This is a genomic window from Nitrosopumilus cobalaminigenes (assembly GCF_013407145.1).
Classification (GTDB): Archaea; Thermoproteota; Nitrososphaeria; order Nitrososphaerales; family Nitrosopumilaceae; genus Nitrosopumilus; species Nitrosopumilus cobalaminigenes.
Genome location: NZ_CP026993.1, coordinates 1,482,947 through 1,501,856, shown reverse-complemented (window position 1 = coordinate 1,501,856; position 18,910 = coordinate 1,482,947). Strand labels below are relative to the sequence as shown.

The window sequence follows — 18,910 nt, the reverse complement described above, 5'->3', positions numbered from 1 at the left end:
GTTAGATAACACATGGAATATCTTTCAATGCTTCCTGGTCCAACAAATGTACCAAATAGAGTAATGAGGGCAATGTTAGCACCAATTATCAATCACAGAAGTGATGATTTTGTTCAATTATACACTGATGTTGTTGATAAAACTCAGCAAGTATTTCAAACACAAAATGATATTGTAGCATTATCTGCATCAGGAACAGGTGCTGTTGAAGCAGGAGTAGTTAATGTAGTTAAGAAAGGTGACAAAGTAATCATTCCCGTAAATGGTGAATTTAGTACTAGATTATCACAATTAATTGAAGGTCAAGGTGCAAATGTAATCAAACTTCAAACTCCGCCTGGAGAAAATGCAACTTTTGATCAAATTAAAGAAGCATTTGATAACAATAAAGATGTAAAAGCATTCTATGTTGTTCACAATGAAACTTCTACAGGAACAATGGTAAATTATCTTGATAAAGTATCTGACTTGACTTCCAGAAATGATGCATTCTATGTAGTAGATTCAGTTTCATTACTTGGCGGTGCTGACCTTCAAGTTGATAAATGGAATATTGACGTATGTTTAACTGGTTCTCAAAAAGCAATTGCAGCACCTCCTGGAATTTCTCCAGTGTCTGTTAGTGCAAAAGCTAAAAAATACATGATTGAAAATCCTCCACCAACGCATTACTTCAATTTAGCAAGATATTTCAAATATTATGATGAGGAAAAACATACTCCTTTCACACCAGCATTGCCATTGATGTATGCATATAGAGAAGCATTATCTGTAATGTTAGAAGAAGGACTACAAAATGTCTTTAAACGTCATAAAGTTTGTTCTGATTCATTATACGCTGGACTAAGTGCAATGGGTCTTTCTCCATTTGCAAAAGAAGAAGATCGTTCAATCTCTATTGTTGCATTAAATTACTTGGATGGACTTGAAGACAAAACTTTTAGAAGTACACTAGCTGACAAATTCAAAGTACTAGTTGCTGGCGGATTTGGAAATCTTAAAGGAAAAGTATTCAGAGTTGGATGTATGGGAGAAGTTAGTCCATATCATGTAATGAGAACTATTTCAGCAATCTCAGCTACACTATCAATGATGGGATATGAAGTTGATGCTCAAGCAGGTCTTAAAACTGCAGAAGAAAAACTCAAAGCTCTCTAAACCCTGTTAACTTAATATAAGGAAATTCGAGACCGATCACATTGACATTTGATAAAGGATCATTAATTCTAGTAGATTATACTGCAAAGGTAAAAGATACTGAAGAAATTTTTGATACTACAATTGAAGAAGATGCAAAAAAACATTCTATTCATGAACAAAATGTCAAGTATCAACCAAAACTAGTTTCTATAGGTGAAGTTTCTTATCCTGTTCTAAAAGGACTTGATGAAGCACTTGCAAAAACTGCAGTTGGTGATAAACTCACAGTTGAAGTAACACCAGACAAAGGTTTTGGTGAAAGAGATTCTGGAAAAGTCAGAATGATTCCTATTAGAAAATTAGGAGAAGATGCAGAGAAAGTTTCAGTAGGTGATACAATTGAAGTTGATAATAAAAGAGGAATTATTCGTTTTATTGGATCTGGTAGAGTACAAGTAGATTATAATCATAGATATGCAGGAAAAACAATTTTGTTTGATGTTAATGTTCTCAAATCACTAGATTCTCCAAGTGATAAAGTAGATGGAATTCTAAAAAATAGATTACCTGTAGAAGATACAAAGATAGCATTTGATTTGAAAGATAAAGAAGCAAGTGTCATAATTCCTGAAGAAATTTTACGTGCTGATGGTTTACAAATCATGAAACATTTTATCCAACTTGATATTTTCAAATTTGTTCCTACTTTAGAAAAAGTGAGTTTTGTTGAAACACATGTCAACAAACAAGCTCAGGAAAAGAAACCTGAAGCAAAAGAAAAAGCTCCTGAACAAAAAACCGCTTAAATTACACTAGTACTCTTTGCAAGATTTTTTGCTATTTTCTCAGTCATTTTAATTTCTTTTAAAATTGTATATCTTTCTGGTCTAAGATCTTGTGCAATCATTAAAGCTTCAACTATTACATCTGGTTTAAGACCTATTTGTTTTGCAGTAGTTGGTGCTCCTACATTTTTTAATGTCTTTACAATTTTTTTCCAATCTTTTCCTTGTAGCTTAGCAATCATTATAGATCCTAATCCACATTTTTCTCCATGCAGTCCTATTCCCGGAGCAAGTTTGTCAAGTGCATGAGAAACTAGGTGCTCTGCACCAGAACATGGTCTACTACTTCCAGCAATACATGATGCTACACCTGCACTGATCAAACCTTCTACAATCACTCTTGCATCTAATCCTTTTTTAGCAAATTCAGAAGAATTTTCCATAACAATTTCTGCACTCATCAAGGCTAAATCTGCTGCATATCTGCCATAGTACTCTTTTTTCTTCTTATGACCTAATTGCCAATCTTTTACTGCTGTAATATTGGCAATAAGATCTCCACAACCACTTGCCAGCAACTTTGCTGGGGCCTTTTTAATAATATCAATATCTACAAAAACTCCCATAGGAGCAGTTGCTACAATAGAATGCGGCTTATCACTTTTTACTGATACAAATGGACTAGCCATTCCGTCATGAGATGCAGCAGTTGGAAGACTAACAAACGGTTTACCTAAATTATAAGAAATCAATTTAGCAGTGTCTACAGAACGACCTCCACCAATACCTGCAATTAAATCAGAATTATCTTTTTTAACGTCTTTTTGGATTTGATTTAATGATTTTATTTGATTATCTATTGATGTATGCCAAATAAATTGAATTTTTTTTGTTTTTAATGAATTTTCAATTTTCTTCTTTAAAATTTTTTGAACATTTGTTCCTGCAATTAAAGATACTTTTTTTGGTTTGTTTAATGAAATTAGAAATTTTCCAAAATCATTGATGTTTCTTTCTCCAATCTCAATGAGCCTAGGTAATTCCATTCTGTGTGATTGCATGCGATCTTGATTTTTTATCATTATTTATGATTTCAAGGGATCAAAAAGTTATTTAAAAGGGTGAGATGCCACTTATTTTATAATCATAGGTGTATTTTTTGTCGAATAATGTTGAAGAAAAAATTTTGCATGGGACTACCACTGTAGGTATCAAGGCTAAAGACGGTGTTGTATTATGTGCTGATATGAGAGCAAGTGCAGGCTATTTTATTGCAAATAACAATACTATGAAAATTCAACAAATTGATCAACACGCAGGTCTCACTTTAGCTGGTGGTGTTGCTGATGCACAAAATATTGTAGATATCTTACGTTATCATTCTAATCTTCACAGAGTTGAAAAACAAGGTGATATTTCTATTCATTCACTTGCAAGATTATGTTCATTGATATTTCATCAAAATAGAGGATATCCATTCATGGCTGATATCTTACTTGGTGGATATGATTCAAGTGGTCCTTCATTGTTTAATGTTGACATGTTTGGTTCAGTTGAAGAGAAATCATATGTTACAACTGGTAGCGGTTCTCCAGTAGCCTATGGTTTACTTGAAGAAGAGTATAGAGAAGATCTTACAGTTGAAGAAGCAAAACAAGTAGCTCTAAGAGCTGTTAAAGCCGCAATAGTTAGAAACATTGGTACAGGCGATGGAATTAATGTCGCAATTATGGACAAAGACGGTTTCCGTCTATTAACCGATGAGCAAAAGAAAGCCGTCATCGAACTTTAGTGATTTAATGCAAAGAAAATATCAAGAAAAAGAGTTACCTCCTAGTAGCCAGAATATAATGGCCACCATACTGCAAAGTATACCCAAGGAGGCAAGTGTTACAAAAATTGAATACGAAGGACCAAGAATTGCTCTTTATACAAATTCTCCACGTTACTTGATGGAAAACAATGATACAATTTCTAATCTAGTTAACATAATTAAAAAAAGAATTGTTGTCAGAACTGATGAATCAATTAGAAAACCTGAAGCAGAAGCTAGAAAAATTTTAGCAGAATGTGTTCCAAAAGAAGCAAATCTTCAAGGAACTATTTTTGATACAGCAACTGGAGAAGTATCAGTTGAAGCAAAAAGACCATGGTTACTACAAAGAAATGCAAAAGAATTCAATCATGCTGAAGTAACTGAAAAAATAGGTTGGAGATTACGAGTAAGAAAAGCAACCACTATCCCTTCACGTACTATTCAAACAATTAATGCAACTCTAAAACAGTCATCATCTGAACGAAGTAAACAACTCAAACAAGTTGGTGATGAAATATTCAGACCCAGACTAACTCAAAGAACAGAAGTTTCTCTTTACACCCTTGGAGGATTTGGTCAGGTAGGACGATCTTCTCTATTATTATCTACTCCTGAAAGTAAAATCCTCATTGATTGTGGAATAAATCCTGGAGCTCGTTCTCCTATGGATGCATTTCCAAGATTAGATTCTCTTAACATTACTCTTGATGAACTTGATGCTATAGTAATTGGCCATGCACATTTGGATCATACTGGATTTTTGCCAACATTGTGCAAATATGGATACAAAGGTCCTATCTATTGTACTGAACCTACACTTCCAATGATGAATTTAATTCAATTAGATGCAATCAAAGTAGCTGCTGCACAAGGTAGAACTCCAATCTATGCAGAACGGGATGTAAAACAGCTTATGCGACAAACAATTACTTTGCCATATGGAACTGTAACTGATATTTCACCTGACATCAAACTTGTACTTGCAAATGCAGGTCATATTCTAGGTTCTGCATTATGTCACTTTCATATTGGAAATGGTGATCATAACTTTGTTTATTCTGGTGATATTAAATTTGGAAAAAGTATTTTGTTTGAAGCTGCTAGTTGGAATTTCCCAAGAGTAGAAACATTATTGATTGAAAGTACGTATGGTTTGAAAACTGATATTCAACCATCTAGACAAGAAGTAGAATCTGCTTTCATTAATGCTGTAAACAATACTTTAGCAGATGGAGGCAAAGTTTTGATTCCAATACCTGCAGTTGGTCGTGCACAAGAAATTATGATGGTAATTGATCATTACATGAAATCAGGAGAAATGGTTGAAGCTCCTGTATTTACAGAAGGTATGATATCTGAAGCATCAGCAATACATGAGTCATACCCTGAATATCTTGCAAGAGAACTTAAACAAAAAATTCTAGAAACTGATGATAATCCATTTGATTCAGAATACTTTACCAACATTGAGCATGCAGATGCTAGGGAAGAACCAATGAGAGATAATTCACCATGTATAATCTTGGCAACCTCTGGAATGTTAGAGGGTGGACCAGTTTTGGAATATTTTAAAAATATTGCACCTGATAAAAAGAACAAAGTATTGTTTGTTTCATATCAAGTAAATGGAACCTTGGGAAGAAGAGTACTTGATGGTTCAAAACAAGCCACTATGTTAGGTAAAGAAGGCAAAGTAGAAGTCGTTTCAATTAACTGTGGAGTTGAAAAACTAGATGGTTTCAGTGGACACAGTGATTATAATCAATTAATGTCATTTGTACAAAGACTAAGACCAAAACTTCGTCGTGTATTAGTTAATCACGGAGAACGTAGTAAATCAGAAAACCTTGCAATGAATATTAGACGAATGTACAAAGTACCTGCTCATTATCCACAAGTTCAAGAAGCAATAAAATTATTTTAGATCGTATTCAGGTTTCCAGATCTTTATACTGGATGGAGCAACAATAATTCGTTCCTCTCCTAATCTTGCAATTTCAGCATCTTCAGCTTTTGCAATTGAATACAACTCTTCTACTACTTTACGTAGTTGCTCCACATCTTTTTGTGCTAAGGGTGTGACTCTTAGAATCAAAATCATATCTTTTTTGATATCTTCTTTGATTGAATGTACATCACTGATATCTCTAATAGTGATGGCTTTCAAATATGTGGGATTTTCTTGTTTTTGCATCCTTGATGAAAATGAGATCTACTTCCTCAAAAACTCTTCCTTAGTTTTAACTAATTTTTTAAAAATTTCACGCCTACATTCTAAATTTAATGTATGATTCTTCTTCTGCACATTCTGTACTAATTTCTTCCGATAAATCTCCATTTTTAACAGAAACAACACTGTGTTCAGTTTTTGGTGCATCTGAATATCTTAAAGTCACTTTAGATGCAAATTCTACATGTGATTTTGCATTCTTACCACGTAAGATTGAAACTGGTCCAACATAATCTTTGGCCTCAAGTAAAATATCTCCTGGTAATGCTAATGCTTTAATCATTTCATTTTCATCTTTATTTCTTCCAACAACAAATTTTGTTTTTTCATCTAATCTAAAGTGCCTTCCAATTTTTAGTAAATCAATTTCATTAATTGTAGGAGTTTCAATGTGATCAAACAAATCTTTAGCTTTAATTCCAAACTGTGGCTCTGTTAACAAACAACCGCCACCTGCATTTGGTGGATTTTCAATTCCATATTCTTTGGCCATTTTCATTTGAATTTTTCTTTGTCTTCCTTTAATCATTCCAAGATTTTCTCTTTTAATCAAACCATCTTTTTCAGCATCTGATGGTGGTAGTAATCCAGCTGATAATGGTCTAACAATTTTTCCTTTCAAGTTTGATTCATTTTCAATAATATGTAATGATGGTGCATGTTGACTCATTGGACGTTGACCTAATACTTCACCTGAAATAATAAATTCTGCACCAATATCTTCCATGTGTTTTTTTGCTGCATCAAACATCATTGTTCTACAATCTACACATGGATTAAATCCAGCACCAATTCCGTGTTTAGGATTCTTTAACATCTCAATGTATTCATCACCAAGATACACTGTTTTTAAATTCACATTAAGATCATCTGCCCTTTCTCTAATTTCAAATCCACACCCTCTTCCACAATCAAAATCACAAAATGGAGTTTTAATTGCAACAGCTGAAACATCAAATCCTTGTTCTTGCATCATTCTTACAGCTAGTTGACTGTCTAATCCTCCAGATAGTAAAGCAACAACTTTCTTCTTCTCTTTCTCTTCAGCCATTGCGATCTGGTTCAATTTTCCATATACAAACTTTACATCATACATAAATTGAGAATTGAAGAATATACTGTATGAAGCAACGTAGAAAGAATCTTCTAAAATATGCCAAAAAGATCGATTGTGATACTTTGGTAACATTTGAGCCTGAAAATCTATTTTACATGACTGGGTTTTGGGGTGAAGCAATTGGATTGCTTGAAAAAAATGGAAAAACTACCATTATTGCACCTGAGTTAGAAGTTGGAAGAGCAATAGAAGAATCTGAAGATTGTGAAGTAATTACGGCTGAACGTGGAGAAGGTCTGATCGCATCTGTAATTAAAAAAATAAAGAAAAATAGTGTTTGTACTGATTGCCAAAATCACTCTATTATGATGTCATTAAAAAAATCAATACCAAAAATAAAATCATCAACTGAACCATTTTACAATGCCCGTATCATCAAAGATGAAAAAGAAATCCAAATTCTCAAAAAAGCTTCCAAAATCATTGATGAAATGTTCCAAATTTGTTCAAAAAAGATGAAAGTTGGCCAAAAAGAATCCGAATTACAAACAATTTTGATGACATATGCAATGGAACAAGAAATGTTTGACACTGGTTACAAATCCACACTAAATCCACTAATAATTGCAGGAGGTCCTAATGGTGCACTTCCACATGCACAAGTAACAAACAGAAAATTCAAGAAAGGTGATCTTGTGGTAACTGATCTCACATTAAGATACAAAGGATATGTTTCTGATGCAACTAGAACCTTTGCACTTGGAAAAATTTCTTCACAAGCAAATGAAGCATATGAAATTGTTAAAGAATCGCAAAGGCTGGGTCTAAAATCTGTAAAACCAAATATTGATTGCAAAGATGTTGATTCTGCATGTAGAAAATACATTGAAGAAAAAAATTATGGGCAATACTTTATTCATTCAACAGGTCATGGTATTGGATTAGAAGTACATGAACTACCAACTGTTTCTTACAGAAGTAATACAAAACTAAAAGAAAATATGGCAATAACTGTAGAGCCAGGAATTTACATTCAAAATAAATTTGGAATAAGAATAGAAGATTCATTGATTGTAAAAGAAAGACCAATTGTTATGCATAAATTTACTAAAGATTTAGTTACTCTCTAGACTTCTTTTTTAAAATTTTAGGCGTATTTTTGATATCTTTGAATAGTTTTTCTTTTCTATCCATTATTTGAAGAATCATTTTAACAATGTTTAGCTTGTCTTGAAAAGTTCTACCATGATAAACTGACTCAAACATATAATTTAGTTCAGCTAATTGTCTGTCTAATACAGTTAGATGTTGTAAACGCATTTCAGTAATTTTATTTTCAAACTCTTTTGATTCTGTTTGATTAATTTCATTAGACCATTCTCTAAAGTATTTACAGGCAGTTTTTGGATTTATATTACAATGTCTTGCTGCTTGCGTAGCTGAAATTCCTTTTTCATAATAACTGCGTAATTTATTTTGTAATGTTATTTGCTGTTGTGCAGTTGGTCTTCCATTTGACATACAATAACTACGTTTTAGTTGTATTAAACTCAGACTTAATAACTCGAGTTATTAACTCTCTAAAATTTGTACCATTAAATTCCATTTAGGGATCATTTTTTGATATACACATATGTGTATATTGTACCCTGGAGTAATACTCTAGTAATATTTTGGTAATACTGACACTTTTCATTCTTAAATAATATGAAAACCAATTATGAATATGGGGTACATCTGTATCATATGCAATAGACAACTACCTGAAAATCATGTTCATAGATTAAGAAATTAAATTCTAAATTGATTTTCAGATAAACTGATACTAGTATTTGAATATATTTTAGAAAATATGCTATTAAGCAATGAAGTCTAATCTGTATTATGACAGAAAAAAATTCAAAAGAAATTCCAGTAAAAAGACTAACTGAAACTAGAATTACCTTAGAAAATAGACCTGTAGGTCCTGATGAGACAAGAGAAATTGGATTTACCCTAAAAGCTGAAGAAAAACCGGTAGGTCTAGAGACACCTCTAAAAATCAAAATAAGATACGATGAAATTTAATCATCTATCATTTTTTCTTTTTTTAGGCACAAATTTCTAATTATTTCTAAATCTGGACCATACCACAATACTTGACAATCCCACAATTACTAAAGAAGCAGTAATTGAAATTCTAGAATTCTTAATCTCATCTGCTAAATCAAACGGAGCTGGATGAATGATATTTTGAATCGTAATACAATTTGAACTTAAATCATAATCACAATATTCAATTGGAATATCTGCAGGAACAATGAATCTTAAGGGAATAACTTTAGATCTTAGAGAGTCATTTTCCCAATTATCCAATCTAAATTTAGGATCATCCATGATCTCATGGTTTTCTGTGTTTTCATCATTCCAATAATTCAAATATGTTTCATCAATAGTGATTTCAATAGGTGGTAATGTAGTATTGTTATATGGTAATCCTATTGCTTCAATTTGTAAATAAATTTTCTTGCCTACTTGAATCTGATCTTCAGTTTCCCAATTAAAGATCAAATATACAGGATCTTCATAAGGTTCAGAAATTTTTTTTATTGTTTTTGCTTTATACGGATCGGCTATATCATACAATACAAAATAACCCCACAAAACAAAGATAATTGCAATTCCGATCAACAGGTATGTAGTACTTTTACTTGGTTTAGTCATAATAAAAACAAAAGAAAGGGTTAGATGTTAATTTGGATTTCTCCAATATTCTTCAATAGTTCTTTACCCTTTTCTGTTATGTTGTAAAATTTAGCTGCTCTTTCTGTATTTGGGATTTCTTGAAGTTTAGATTCGACTATGCCTAATTTTGATAATCCAATTAGGTGGAATGATGTATTTCGTGGGGTTTCTTCATTGATTGCTTTTGCAATTTCTGCAATGTACATTGCTCTACCTGCATTTTCTATCTCTTTCAGAATTTGGATTCTTTTTGGATGAGTTACGAAGCTAATCCTCTTGAGCATTTCCGGACTTTGTAGTAATGTGCTCATACTATTTCGCCTTCTTTGACAGTTATTATGTCTTCACTGTTCATCTGAACACACATTCTCTATCGCAAAAGAAGTTGTATGATATCTGCTAGATTTTACTAGATCGGTTGTTTTATTTGCCATAATAATTAATTATTTGTAGGAAATATAATGTTTTACCGGAAAGAAATATACTTAAATATGACAAAATGTGACCCCTTTATAAGGTAAAATCAATGAATAAGGAAATCCATACTCAATTGAAGCCCATTGAAATGGTCGAGAGCATACCTAACACGCTTACTCTTCAGTTCCAATATTCTCTAGATTTGCTGGTAGATTGTACAAGGAGGTGAAAATATGAGTAAATCAGAAACATTAAGTGCACTTGGACTTGGCGTAGCAATCGTAGGATTACTTGCTCAGTTGACGGCACCGAATTGTCCTCAATGTGGTTCAAAGTTAATAATTATCAATAATTATTGTACTCACTGCCGTATTTCGTGGAAACATTGATTTCTAAAAGACATGAAAATCAATGTTAGAAATATTGCAAGGGAACTAGAACCTAGTTTAGGCATTAGTGGTGTTAATGCTATTGATGTTAAGATAATGGATAAAATTATTCAATTACCTATGACGGTTCCAAATAGAGTAGAACTGTTATACGCTGAAAATGCACACAACTCACTAAATCCTCAACTGATTCAAAATGTTGTTAGATTAAACAACATAGAGTATATCAGAAAAACATCTGTGCAAAATAAGATAATCAAAGATGGCAATTCATTACAAATGAAATATCCTTCGGCGTTAATTGATTTGTATATTCAATATCCACAAGAAAATATCTTAACACAAAACGATAGAGCAATAATTCATGAGTTACAAAGAAAATTGAAATCAAAATTCATTTCTGATTATGAAACAGATCGTAATCAAGATGAAAACTTGTTTGAAATTGATATTCTAACTCTAAGAAATGATAATCCAAATTCAATTATTGTACCAACAATTGATTTAGGAATCAGACCAATTGGATTATTTAAAAAGAAACTTGATAAAGTTATGGCTAACAACTTTGACAAAGTTAATGTGATCTATAGATCACCTCTTGAGAATATAAACAATTGGAATGCATTGTCTAGAACAATTTATGGCAAAAATATTTGGTGTAATATTGTTGGAATAACATCTAGATGGCCTAGTAGACTAAATAAACTATCTAGAGTTTCAACTTCATTTCTATATGGAGCACATACAGTATCCATGGGTGTTGCATGGGGGGGAACTCCCAATGCCGAGTCACACACATTGAATCCAAAAACACATTATTTCCAATTAGATGCAAATGGTTCTACATACGAAGAAAGCAGAACTATATCTACAAAACTATTGCATTTAGAATGGAAAAGAGCACGAGAACATATTCTTGCAGGAACATTTTACACAAAATATATTCCTAGAAGAAAAGGTTTGAGAGAATTCTTAAGCTAAGTTCCTTGTCTTAATGGATGCGATTCAATATACCCTTCTATCTTTTTTTTATTTTTTTGAGTTCTAGCGTGAATCAGTTTATCACAATGTGTTTCTTGAATTCCATCTTTGAAATTATTTACCTTAAGGCAATGTAGCTTTTTTTGTTCTTCAATAGTACACTTAGTACAAATTTTCTTTCTATATTCCCAATCATTTTCATTTAATTCTAATTCTAATTGTTGTCCTTCATAATGCCATTTTTTTATATCTTCAAATGAAATTACCCTCTGCATGGATCCTATACATCCATTTTACTCCTTAATAGATCTGTCGAATTTATTTTCTATTTTTCTGTACTTGTAACCATAATCGTATTGCTTGTTCTATAGATTCACTGTATTTTCCTTTAGTATAATTTTTGTTTACTATGTCTCTGAATTTTTTATCTAGTTTTTTGTTTATTACATAATTTCTTCTAACACTCATAATATCCACATATGTGTATATAATAAAAATATGTCTAAATTATTAATATAAACAACTATTTCTCAGTCGTAATAGTTAACTAAATCAATTATGTATTTTGCATCTGGATTGTTTGAAGAAATTTCCTCAGAAATCACATTTACATTCCAATCATAATTCATTTCACCATTATGTGATTTAAAATTAAAATTCACTTTGTATTCTTCAGAATCTACATTTGTCACAACTAAATCAACCACTGTCTTTTTATGATCATAGATTTTTTCATTAGGATATTCTTCTTCTATTTTATTTTCCAATGCTTCTAAGACTGTCAATCCATCATTATTTGGACCATCATATTTCATCAAAATATCTATTACTTGTTGTTCTTCAGCTGAAAATTCTGGAAAACTCTTCTCTAGTGTTCCTTTGGTATATTCAGGAATTACAAATACTACTAACATTGCGATCAAAGCAAGATAGATTGGGGCTCTCTTTTTCAAAAATGACTTGAAATCATTCTTTTTTGGTTTTTCTTCTTCTTTCTTTTTCTTGTCTTTGGCCATTTCTCTTAATTTTTAGTATTTTGCTGTTAAAATTAAAACTTCCCAAGGAAATTGTATAATTCCATTTCTTTTTGTGTGTGGTTTTGTATTTTCTCTAATCATTTCTTTGAGTTCTTTTCTTTTTGATTTATCAAGTGAGTTTAATTTTTCTTTAATTGGTTTTGCAACATATCTGAGATAATTTTTCCAATAATCATCAAAATTCCCTGGACTATACTTGAAAGTAAAATCTTTTACTATAATGTTTGAAAATCCTGCTTTTTTCACCTCATCTCTAAATGATTTTTTTGTGCCATATCTATCCAAGTCTGGAGTTCCTGGCGGAATATACTCTGGAATAAACTGAGTAACAGCATCTAAAATATTTCCAAAATATGGCACTCTATCTCTATGACCATGTACAGACATGCCTAGTTTGCCTGATTCTTTGAGACTTTTTCTCATATTTTTTAGAGCCTTTGAGGCATTTGGAAAAAAAAACAAAGCATATTGACATGTAATAATATCAAATTTTTCTTTAAATGATAAATTCTCAGCATCAGCATTTACAAAAAGTAGATTGGATGTTTTACTATTCCATTTTTTTGCAATCTTTATTGCAGAAACTGAAGTGTCTGCACCAATTACATATCCAGTTTTACCAACTTTTTGAGTTAATTTTTTTGTAACAACACCTGTCCCACATGCAACATCAAGTATTTTGTTTCCTTTTTTGATATCAACTAAATCTACTAACTTTTTGGTACTTGCAAAAGGCCCTTTATCTTCAGATGCCCATCTTTTATGATATCTTGGTGCAACTTCATTCCAGATTGTCATGTTTCGTTTTTTATATTCAGATTGCTTCAATTTTCTTTAAAATCTCCCAAATCTGATTTTAATGTTCTTCCTGTTTCATGATAATATCTGTGTTCTATCTCTTTGAGTTTTTCAGATAATCTAAAACTGTCTGTATTTTTCTTTCTTTGTTTCATGATAGTTTCTTTATATTGTGAGATTAATTTTTTAATATCAGAGTTTTTCATTTTATTTTCTTTTCAATTTCTTTTCTAATAAATTTCACAATTTTTTCTTTTTTCTTCCAACCAGATGTAGTTATTTTTTTATCATCTACAAAAAATACTTGATTATAATCTGTATTATTTTGGTATTTTTTACCAATGTCATTTGCAATAATAATATCTGCACCAGAGTCTTTGATCTTTTTTTGTGCAGATTTGATTAATGCATTTTTGGTTAGATTCGTCTCTGCTTTGAATCCAATTAGAAGGGCATCTTTTTGCAGTTTTTTTACTTGATCAATGATTTTTGGGGCTTTTTTGAGCCTAATTACAAGTGATTCTTTGTCACTTTTTATCTTCGTTTTTGATGTTTTTTGTGGAGTATAGTCTGAAGCAGCTGCTGCCATAATTACAATATCGTATTTTTTCTTTAGTTCTTTTTTTGTTTCATCAAGCATCTCTTTGTTTGTTGTAACATTGATTATCTTAGCACCCATTGGTGGTTCTTCATTTGCAGGACCATAAATTAGAGTTACTTTAGCTCCTGCAGAGATTAATTCTGATGCTAAAAGTGATCCTGTTTTTCCAGAACTCAAATTTGTAATCACTCTAACAGGATCAATGTATTCTATTGTAGGTCCTGCAGTCATTAACACTTTTTTATTTTTTAATTTAGATGAAAATCCAAATTTCTTTAATACGTTTTCTAAAACATCTTCAGGTTCTGGTGATTTTGCCTTACCTTCTATCATTTTAGGGGAAAGAAATTCAATTTTATTTTCTAAAAATTTAATATTTTTTTTGACTGCTGAATTTTCATACATTGATGCATGCATAGCAAGACACATCAAAATTGGAATTTTTGAACCAAAACCCACTGTTAATACTGTTGATACAGGTGTATCATCAATCCCATTTGCTAATTTTCCTAATGTATTTGCAGTTGCAGGATACACTATTACTAGATCTGATTGATTATAGTCTGCTAATCTAATGTGTTCTAATTCACCAGTTAGTTTTGTGATCACTTCATTTCCTGTAGCCCATTTGAAATATTCTGGCTGAATTAATTTTGTAGCTGCGTTACTTGTTACACATTTGACATCTGCACCATGTCTCATTAGTAATCTTGCAAGTTCTATTGCTTTGTATGCTGCAACACTACCTGCAACACAAAGTACAATTTTTTTCCCAGATAATTCAACCCCATGTGAGCTAACTATATCCAAAGATGGATGGTCTTTCTTGTTAATTTTCTTTTTAGCTACCAAGTTGTTCACGTAATTTCTTTAGTTCTTCCTCATTCATTGAAAATGAATTTTCTTTAGTTGGAAATTTACCAGACTCTACATCACTTCGATAATTTTCAAGTGATTTTACAATATCTTCAGACAAATTCATGTATCTTTTTGCAAATTTTGGTTTTATTTTGTCATACATACCTAGTAAATCTTGAACGACAAGTACCTGACCATCACAATTTACTCCTGAACCAATTCCTATAACTGGTACACTAACTGTTTCAGAAATTATTTGAGCGACTTCATGACTAACCATTTCTAAAGCAATACTGAAAACTCCTGCATCTTCAAGCTCTTTTGCATCTTCAATTAACTTCATTGCAGAGTCTTTTGTTTTACCTTGAACTTTGTAACCTTCTGATAACATTGTAGTTTGAGGCTGTAATCCAATATGCCCCATAACTGGAATTCCTATATCTACAATAGCACTAATTGTTTCAGCCATTATTGATCCTCCCTCAAGTTTTACTGCATCTGCACCAGCTTTGATTAATCTACCAGAATTATTTATGGCATCTTCAATACTTGCTTGATATGACATGAAAGGTAAATCTGAGACAAGTAAGGAATCTTTTCTTGCTCTACTAACAGCTTCTGTAAACATGCACATTTGATCCATAGTTACAGGAACTGTATTTTCATATCCTAGCATTACCATTCCAGCACTATCTCCTACTAACAGTACATCAATACCTGCTTTATCACATAATGAAGCTAAAGTGTAATCATAACTTGTTATAACTGAAATTTTCTTCTTTTCTTTTTTCATTTTAATTATATCCTGAACAGTTTTATGCAATTTTTGCTCTCCTTGTTAAATTATTTTTTATTTGAATTACATTCTCTCTAAGATTTTTCTTATTATCAAATTCATTAATAATTTTTAAAAGACTTTTTTGATTCTTTTTTGAAAGTTTTTTTGATTCATTAATTAACAAATCAATTGCTCTTGTTACATTATCCACAATTGTAATATTTGCAGTCTGTGAGGTTCTTGAAAGTGGATTTAGATCAATTGTGATAACTGTTTTTCCTGCTTTTCTAAGGGCCATAGTTCTGTCCCCATCTTCTAATGGAACCACTACAACATCTGCTACAAAAATTCCATCTTTATCTACAATTCGTCTTGCTGAATCAATTCCTGGTAGTTTTTTAGATGAAGTACTTTTTGTACCTAAAATTTTATTTGCACCGTTTTTTTTGAGAATTTTAACAATTGCCTGTTTTCTTTTTTCATTAGTGTAGAATAGATTCACCTCTAGATTGGCTTTAATCTGATTTGATAGTTTGACAATTTGTTTTGGACACAGTGCCGCAATATTTCCATTGACTGAAATTACAGGCATTTCTGCTACAAGCAATTGTGCTGCAGCAGCCTTGATTGCATGTGATGCAGATTTGTTTGTTTTTTCTCCCAGTAGATAATCAAAAGCTTCACCTCTGCCTTGAGCCAAAAGTCCTTCTTTAGCTACTAATCCTTTATCAAATCCATTAACTAATTTTTCACGAATTAATAATGATTTTACTCTTGGATGAGATTTTGGAATTAATGGCATGATTATTAATTATTGAGAACTCTTGCTCCGTTATCATCTAATTCTGATTGGATTATTATTCCATCAGAATATTTTTGTAAAATTTCTACTACATTGGCTTCTTCTTTTTGTGGTACCATTGAAAAAATGGTTTCACCAAAAAGAGCTATACCACATTTAATATTTTTATTTGATAACTCTTCTACCACTTTTTGCATTCTTGGAGTCATTACGTTGACATATTCTGCAAATTCTAATGACATATCTTGAAAATTTTCATAATTTTTTGATTCTAATAATCGATTTACCATTTTTCCTCCTAATCCATTAATTTGAGATAATTGTTCTTTGATGAATTTATTTGTAGAAATTGGAGAAAAACAAATCATGATGATTGATATTTTTTCTGTTGATATTTTTTCAACATGACCTATACCTGGAGCTCCTGGTTTAACACGAATTTCAAATCCTCCATGATATGATGCTAAAACATCTCCTAGACCTGTTTTACAATTAACTTCTGCGTTATGCGCTATTTTTCCAATTACTGTTTTTTCTAATTTAGTTTGGAGAGCTTCATCTAATGCATATGATAATGATAATGCAACAGCTCCACTAGAACCTAAACCATATCCTACTGGAACTGATATGTTATGCTCTATTTCAAAAAAGTTGTTTGAAAATTCTCCTAGTTTTAAAAATTCATTTAATACAAATTCAGAAACATCCGTTTTATCTGATTGATACCCATTTGTTGTAATTTTAAAATTAGTTTTTTGATCTTTTCTATTTTGAATTTTTACTCTTGTAGTAACACCTTGTTTTATTGAAAAACCTGCCCCCATAGAGCCTAAATTTTCTAAATTATTTTGATTACCATCTAAATGGGCTTTGAAAAAACCTGTGATATGTGCTGGACAAAATGCTTTTGCCTCCATTGATCTGAGTTTAAATTTTACACAAAATATAAGAATATGGCTTAAATTAATTAAACTAGTATAAATTGACTAAATTTGTTCGACGCCTACAAAGAATTGGAAGTAGTATCTTAGTGTCATTACCTAAAGAATGGGTTGATGCAAATAATCTTGATAAAAGTAGCCAAGTAGAACTTGAAACTGGTCAAGATAGTATTTCTATTTCTGCAAATAAAGAAACTAGACCTACAAAAGAACTTGTGATTTCTTATCCATTACCTAAAGAAGAAAATATTGTTGCAAACATTACAGGAGCTTATTTGTTAGGATATGATGTAATAGAAATTAATTCAAAATCAATTATTCCTGGAAAAGATAGAGAAGAAATACGTAATTCAATGAGACGTTTAGTTGGTATGGAAATAATTGAAGAGGATGCATCTCATATTAACATGCAATTCCTTTTAGATGCCACAACTCTTAATCCTGCAAAAATTCTCAAACGAATGAGTTCTATTGCACTTGGTATGTATGATGATGTATTAACTGGATTAATTTCTGATGACAAATCAAATTTGCAAACTTTATCAAATCGGGATGTTGAAGTAAACAGACAGTATTTCTTACTTGTTCGTTTAATTCGAAGTACTCTTGTTGATAAGAGGTTAGCTAATGTATTTAATTTAGAAAATATAGATGTGTTAGATTACAGAGTTGCTGCTAATGTTTTGGAAAATGCAGGAGATTCAATTGTTGAATTATCAAATTTTATTTTCAATTTTTCTCTATCAAAAGAATATTCAAAGAAAATCTATGATGTAGTTAGAGATTTTAATAAACTTGCAGAAAAATCTATTGATGCATTTACAAAACCTGATAGATTTTTAGCTATTGAAGCTATTTCTATGCATAAACAATACGAAGATAAACTTAGTTTGCTCAGAACCAGCTTGGGTACTAAAAAACAAATCCCATTGGATTTTCTTGATTTAGTATACATGTTTGAAAGAATTGCACAATCTTGGGCTGATGTAGCTGATCTAGTACAGCCTATTTACAATGAATAATTAATACAATTTTTTCTTTGCAGCATAAGTCAAAATTGCACAAATTGTTTTTGAATCCTGAATTTTACCTGTTTTAATCATAGATAGTACCTTTTTGAAATCCATTTTTACAACTGATAAAATCTCATCCTCATCTAGTTTCAAATCTGAAATTTTCTTTAATCCTGAGGCTACAAAACAATGAATTATCTCTGCATTATAACCAATTGACGGATAATACGTAATCAAAGGAGTCATCTTTTTCGCCCTATATCCTGTTTCTTCTTCTAATTCTCTAAATGCACATTTTATTGGCTCTTCTTTTTTTTCTAGTGTTCCAGCAGGAATTTCTAGAACATACCCATGTGGAAATCTATGTTGTTTAACTAGAATAATTTTTTTGTTTTCGTCAAAAGCAAGCATTGCTGCAGCTCCCCTATGTTTAATAACTTCACGTTTGACTTTTCTACCTTCTATTTTTCCATCATAAACACTAAGACCTAAAATTTTTCCTTCATAGATCTTTGTTTCTTTCATATTGAATATGAAATATCA

At 31.4% G+C, this 18,910-nt stretch carries 24 protein-coding genes; 8 read left to right on the top strand and 16 right to left on the bottom strand.

The features are described 5' to 3' along the window. Positions 1-12: 12 nt before the first annotated feature. Both C5F47_RS09215 and C5F47_RS09210 read left to right on the top strand, forming a co-directional pair. Entirely contained in the window at positions 13-1,158 is a 1,146-nt protein-coding gene (locus C5F47_RS09215; RefSeq protein ID WP_179360772.1) for a pyridoxal-phosphate-dependent aminotransferase family protein, read from the top strand. 41 nt (positions 1,159-1,199) lie between these two features. Further along, positions 1,200-1,946, top strand: coding sequence for a peptidylprolyl isomerase (locus C5F47_RS09210; protein WP_179360771.1), 747 nt, complete (start codon positions 1,200-1,202; stop codon positions 1,944-1,946). Here C5F47_RS09210 and C5F47_RS09205 read toward each other — a convergent pair. Further along, the gene (locus C5F47_RS09205) at positions 1,943-3,007 is read right to left on the bottom strand and encodes a sn-glycerol-1-phosphate dehydrogenase (RefSeq protein WP_179360770.1); all 1,065 of its coding nucleotides are present in this window, start codon (positions 3,005-3,007) and stop codon (positions 1,943-1,945) included. The genes C5F47_RS09210 and C5F47_RS09205 overlap by 4 nt on opposite strands. A 77-nt stretch (positions 3,008-3,084) precedes the next feature. Here C5F47_RS09205 and psmB point away from each other — a divergent pair, with 77 nt between their 5' ends. Further along, entirely contained in the window at positions 3,085-3,717 is a 633-nt protein-coding gene (gene psmB / locus C5F47_RS09200; protein WP_179360769.1) for an archaeal proteasome endopeptidase complex subunit beta, read from the top strand. A 7-nt stretch (positions 3,718-3,724) separates the two neighbouring features. Next, positions 3,725-5,665, top strand: coding sequence for a beta-CASP ribonuclease aCPSF1 (locus C5F47_RS09195; RefSeq protein ID WP_179360768.1), 1,941 nt, complete (start codon positions 3,725-3,727; stop codon positions 5,663-5,665). Here C5F47_RS09195 and sepF read toward each other — a convergent pair. Together sepF and C5F47_RS09185 are read right to left on the bottom strand one after the other, a co-directional pair. Then, positions 5,657-5,935, bottom strand: coding sequence for a cell division protein SepF (gene sepF, locus C5F47_RS09190; protein ID WP_179360767.1), 279 nt, complete (start codon positions 5,933-5,935; stop codon positions 5,657-5,659). The genes C5F47_RS09195 and sepF overlap by 9 nt on opposite strands. Before the next feature lie 73 nt (positions 5,936-6,008). After that, positions 6,009-7,022 carry a tRNA (5-methylaminomethyl-2-thiouridylate)-methyltransferase gene (locus C5F47_RS09185; RefSeq protein ID WP_179360766.1) on the bottom strand — a complete coding sequence of 338 codons (1,014 nt, stop codon included), beginning with the start codon at positions 7,020-7,022 and terminating at the stop codon, positions 6,009-6,011. A gap of 71 nt (positions 7,023-7,093) precedes the next feature. Here C5F47_RS09185 and C5F47_RS09180 point away from each other — a divergent pair, with 71 nt between their 5' ends. Further along, positions 7,094-8,158, top strand: a complete 1,065-nt coding sequence (locus tag C5F47_RS09180; RefSeq protein ID WP_179360765.1) for a M24 family metallopeptidase — start codon at positions 7,094-7,096, stop codon at positions 8,156-8,158. Here the strand turns inward: C5F47_RS09180 and C5F47_RS09175 are convergent. Further along, positions 8,148-8,549: a hypothetical protein gene (locus C5F47_RS09175; RefSeq protein WP_179360764.1), complete on the bottom strand. Its 402-nt coding sequence runs from the start codon at positions 8,547-8,549 to the stop codon at positions 8,148-8,150. The genes C5F47_RS09180 and C5F47_RS09175 overlap by 11 nt on opposite strands. A 363-nt stretch (positions 8,550-8,912) precedes the next feature. On the opposite strand from C5F47_RS09175, the gene C5F47_RS09170 reads away from it, so the two are divergent. Then, a complete protein-coding gene (locus C5F47_RS09170; protein ID WP_179360763.1) occupies positions 8,913-9,095 on the top strand; it encodes a hypothetical protein in 183 nt (60 codons plus the stop codon). A 36-nt stretch (positions 9,096-9,131) separates the two neighbouring features. Here the strand turns inward: C5F47_RS09170 and C5F47_RS09165 are convergent, their stop codons facing one another. Both C5F47_RS09165 and C5F47_RS09160 read right to left on the bottom strand, forming a co-directional pair. After that, positions 9,132-9,731 (bottom strand): hypothetical protein, encoded by a 600-nt coding sequence (locus C5F47_RS09165; protein WP_179360762.1) that lies wholly within the window; start codon positions 9,729-9,731, stop codon positions 9,132-9,134. A 20-nt stretch (positions 9,732-9,751) separates the two neighbouring features. After that, positions 9,752-10,063, bottom strand: coding sequence for a hypothetical protein (locus C5F47_RS09160; protein WP_179360761.1), 312 nt, complete (start codon positions 10,061-10,063; stop codon positions 9,752-9,754). Positions 10,064-10,570: 507 nt separating this feature from the next. Here C5F47_RS09160 and C5F47_RS09155 point away from each other — a divergent pair. Continuing rightward, positions 10,571-11,539: a hypothetical protein gene (locus tag C5F47_RS09155; RefSeq protein ID WP_179360760.1), complete on the top strand. Its 969-nt coding sequence runs from the start codon at positions 10,571-10,573 to the stop codon at positions 11,537-11,539. Here C5F47_RS09155 and C5F47_RS09150 read toward each other — a convergent pair. The 9 genes from C5F47_RS09150 to C5F47_RS09110 form a co-directional block, all read right to left on the bottom strand. Further along, the gene (locus C5F47_RS09150) at positions 11,536-11,814 is read right to left on the bottom strand and encodes a hypothetical protein (protein ID WP_179360759.1); all 279 of its coding nucleotides are present in this window, start codon (positions 11,812-11,814) and stop codon (positions 11,536-11,538) included. The two genes, C5F47_RS09155 and C5F47_RS09150, sit on opposite strands and share 4 nt — an antisense overlap. A 43-nt stretch (positions 11,815-11,857) precedes the next feature. Next, a complete protein-coding gene (locus tag C5F47_RS09145; protein ID WP_179360758.1) occupies positions 11,858-12,007 on the bottom strand; it encodes a hypothetical protein in 150 nt (49 codons plus the stop codon). 62 nt (positions 12,008-12,069) lie between these two features. Next, on the bottom strand, positions 12,070-12,555 hold the full coding sequence (locus C5F47_RS09140; RefSeq protein ID WP_179360757.1) for a hypothetical protein: 486 nt from the start codon (positions 12,553-12,555) through the stop codon (positions 12,070-12,072). A gap of 12 nt (positions 12,556-12,567) precedes the next feature. Beyond that, on the bottom strand, positions 12,568-13,374 hold the full coding sequence (locus tag C5F47_RS09135; RefSeq protein ID WP_179360756.1) for a methyltransferase domain-containing protein: 807 nt from the start codon (positions 13,372-13,374) through the stop codon (positions 12,568-12,570). Between the two features lie 26 nt (positions 13,375-13,400). Beyond that, positions 13,401-13,529 (bottom strand): hypothetical protein, encoded by a 129-nt coding sequence (locus C5F47_RS09835; RefSeq protein WP_281361081.1) that lies wholly within the window; start codon positions 13,527-13,529, stop codon positions 13,401-13,403. A 47-nt stretch (positions 13,530-13,576) separates the two neighbouring features. After that, positions 13,577-14,827 (bottom strand): bifunctional phosphopantothenoylcysteine decarboxylase/phosphopantothenate--cysteine ligase CoaBC, encoded by a 1,251-nt coding sequence (gene coaBC / locus C5F47_RS09125; protein ID WP_179361840.1) that lies wholly within the window; start codon positions 14,825-14,827, stop codon positions 13,577-13,579. Then, entirely contained in the window at positions 14,817-15,656 is an 840-nt protein-coding gene (panB, locus tag C5F47_RS09120) for a 3-methyl-2-oxobutanoate hydroxymethyltransferase (RefSeq protein ID WP_179360754.1), read from the bottom strand. The genes coaBC and panB overlap by 11 nt, the downstream gene beginning before the upstream one ends. After that, positions 15,649-16,413 (bottom strand): 4-phosphopantoate--beta-alanine ligase, encoded by a 765-nt coding sequence (locus C5F47_RS09115; RefSeq protein WP_179360753.1) that lies wholly within the window; start codon positions 16,411-16,413, stop codon positions 15,649-15,651. The genes panB and C5F47_RS09115 overlap by 8 nt, the downstream gene beginning before the upstream one ends. 5 nt (positions 16,414-16,418) lie before the next feature. Continuing rightward, on the bottom strand, positions 16,419-17,330 hold the full coding sequence (locus C5F47_RS09110) for a pantoate kinase (protein ID WP_179360752.1): 912 nt from the start codon (positions 17,328-17,330) through the stop codon (positions 16,419-16,421). Between the two features lie 65 nt (positions 17,331-17,395). On the opposite strand from C5F47_RS09110, the gene C5F47_RS09105 reads away from it, so the two are divergent. Further along, complete coding sequence (locus C5F47_RS09105; protein ID WP_179360751.1) at positions 17,396-18,376, top strand: phosphate signaling complex PhoU family protein; 981 nt, start codon at positions 17,396-17,398, stop codon at positions 18,374-18,376. Here C5F47_RS09105 and C5F47_RS09100 read toward each other — a convergent pair whose 3' ends face one another. Beyond that, entirely contained in the window at positions 18,377-18,892 is a 516-nt protein-coding gene (locus C5F47_RS09100) for an NUDIX hydrolase (RefSeq protein ID WP_179360750.1), read from the bottom strand. Positions 18,893-18,910 lie beyond the last annotated feature (18 nt).

Coding starts and splice junctions, on each gene's coding strand:
- C5F47_RS09215 (WP_179360772.1), top strand. CDS start 13: ATGGAATATCTTTCAATGCTTCCTGGTCCAACAAATGTACCAAATAGA.
- C5F47_RS09205 (WP_179360770.1), bottom strand. CDS start 3,007: ATGATAAAAAATCAAGATCGCATGCAATCACACAGAATGGAATTACCT.
- C5F47_RS09195 (WP_179360768.1), top strand. CDS start 3,725: ATGCAAAGAAAATATCAAGAAAAAGAGTTACCTCCTAGTAGCCAGAAT.
- sepF (WP_179360767.1), bottom strand. CDS start 5,935: ATGCAAAAACAAGAAAATCCCACATATTTGAAAGCCATCACTATTAGA.
- C5F47_RS09185 (WP_179360766.1), bottom strand. CDS start 7,022: ATGGCTGAAGAGAAAGAGAAGAAGAAAGTTGTTGCTTTACTATCTGGA.
- C5F47_RS09180 (WP_179360765.1), top strand. CDS start 7,094: ATGAAGCAACGTAGAAAGAATCTTCTAAAATATGCCAAAAAGATCGAT.
- C5F47_RS09175 (WP_179360764.1), bottom strand. CDS start 8,549: ATGTCAAATGGAAGACCAACTGCACAACAGCAAATAACATTACAAAAT.
- C5F47_RS09170 (WP_179360763.1), top strand. CDS start 8,913: ATGACAGAAAAAAATTCAAAAGAAATTCCAGTAAAAAGACTAACTGAA.
- C5F47_RS09165 (WP_179360762.1), bottom strand. CDS start 9,731: ATGACTAAACCAAGTAAAAGTACTACATACCTGTTGATCGGAATTGCA.
- C5F47_RS09160 (WP_179360761.1), bottom strand. CDS start 10,063: ATGAGCACATTACTACAAAGTCCGGAAATGCTCAAGAGGATTAGCTTC.
- C5F47_RS09155 (WP_179360760.1), top strand. CDS start 10,571: ATGAAAATCAATGTTAGAAATATTGCAAGGGAACTAGAACCTAGTTTA.
- C5F47_RS09150 (WP_179360759.1), bottom strand. CDS start 11,814: ATGCAGAGGGTAATTTCATTTGAAGATATAAAAAAATGGCATTATGAA.
- C5F47_RS09145 (WP_179360758.1), bottom strand. CDS start 12,007: ATGAGTGTTAGAAGAAATTATGTAATAAACAAAAAACTAGATAAAAAA.
- C5F47_RS09140 (WP_179360757.1), bottom strand. CDS start 12,555: ATGGCCAAAGACAAGAAAAAGAAAGAAGAAGAAAAACCAAAAAAGAAT.
- C5F47_RS09135 (WP_179360756.1), bottom strand. CDS start 13,374: ATGACAATCTGGAATGAAGTTGCACCAAGATATCATAAAAGATGGGCA.
- C5F47_RS09835 (WP_281361081.1), bottom strand. CDS start 13,529: ATGAAACAAAGAAAGAAAAATACAGACAGTTTTAGATTATCTGAAAAA.
- C5F47_RS09115 (WP_179360753.1), bottom strand. CDS start 16,413: ATGCCATTAATTCCAAAATCTCATCCAAGAGTAAAATCATTATTAATT.
- C5F47_RS09110 (WP_179360752.1), bottom strand. CDS start 17,330: ATGGAGGCAAAAGCATTTTGTCCAGCACATATCACAGGTTTTTTCAAA.
- C5F47_RS09100 (WP_179360750.1), bottom strand. CDS start 18,892: ATGAAAGAAACAAAGATCTATGAAGGAAAAATTTTAGGTCTTAGTGTT.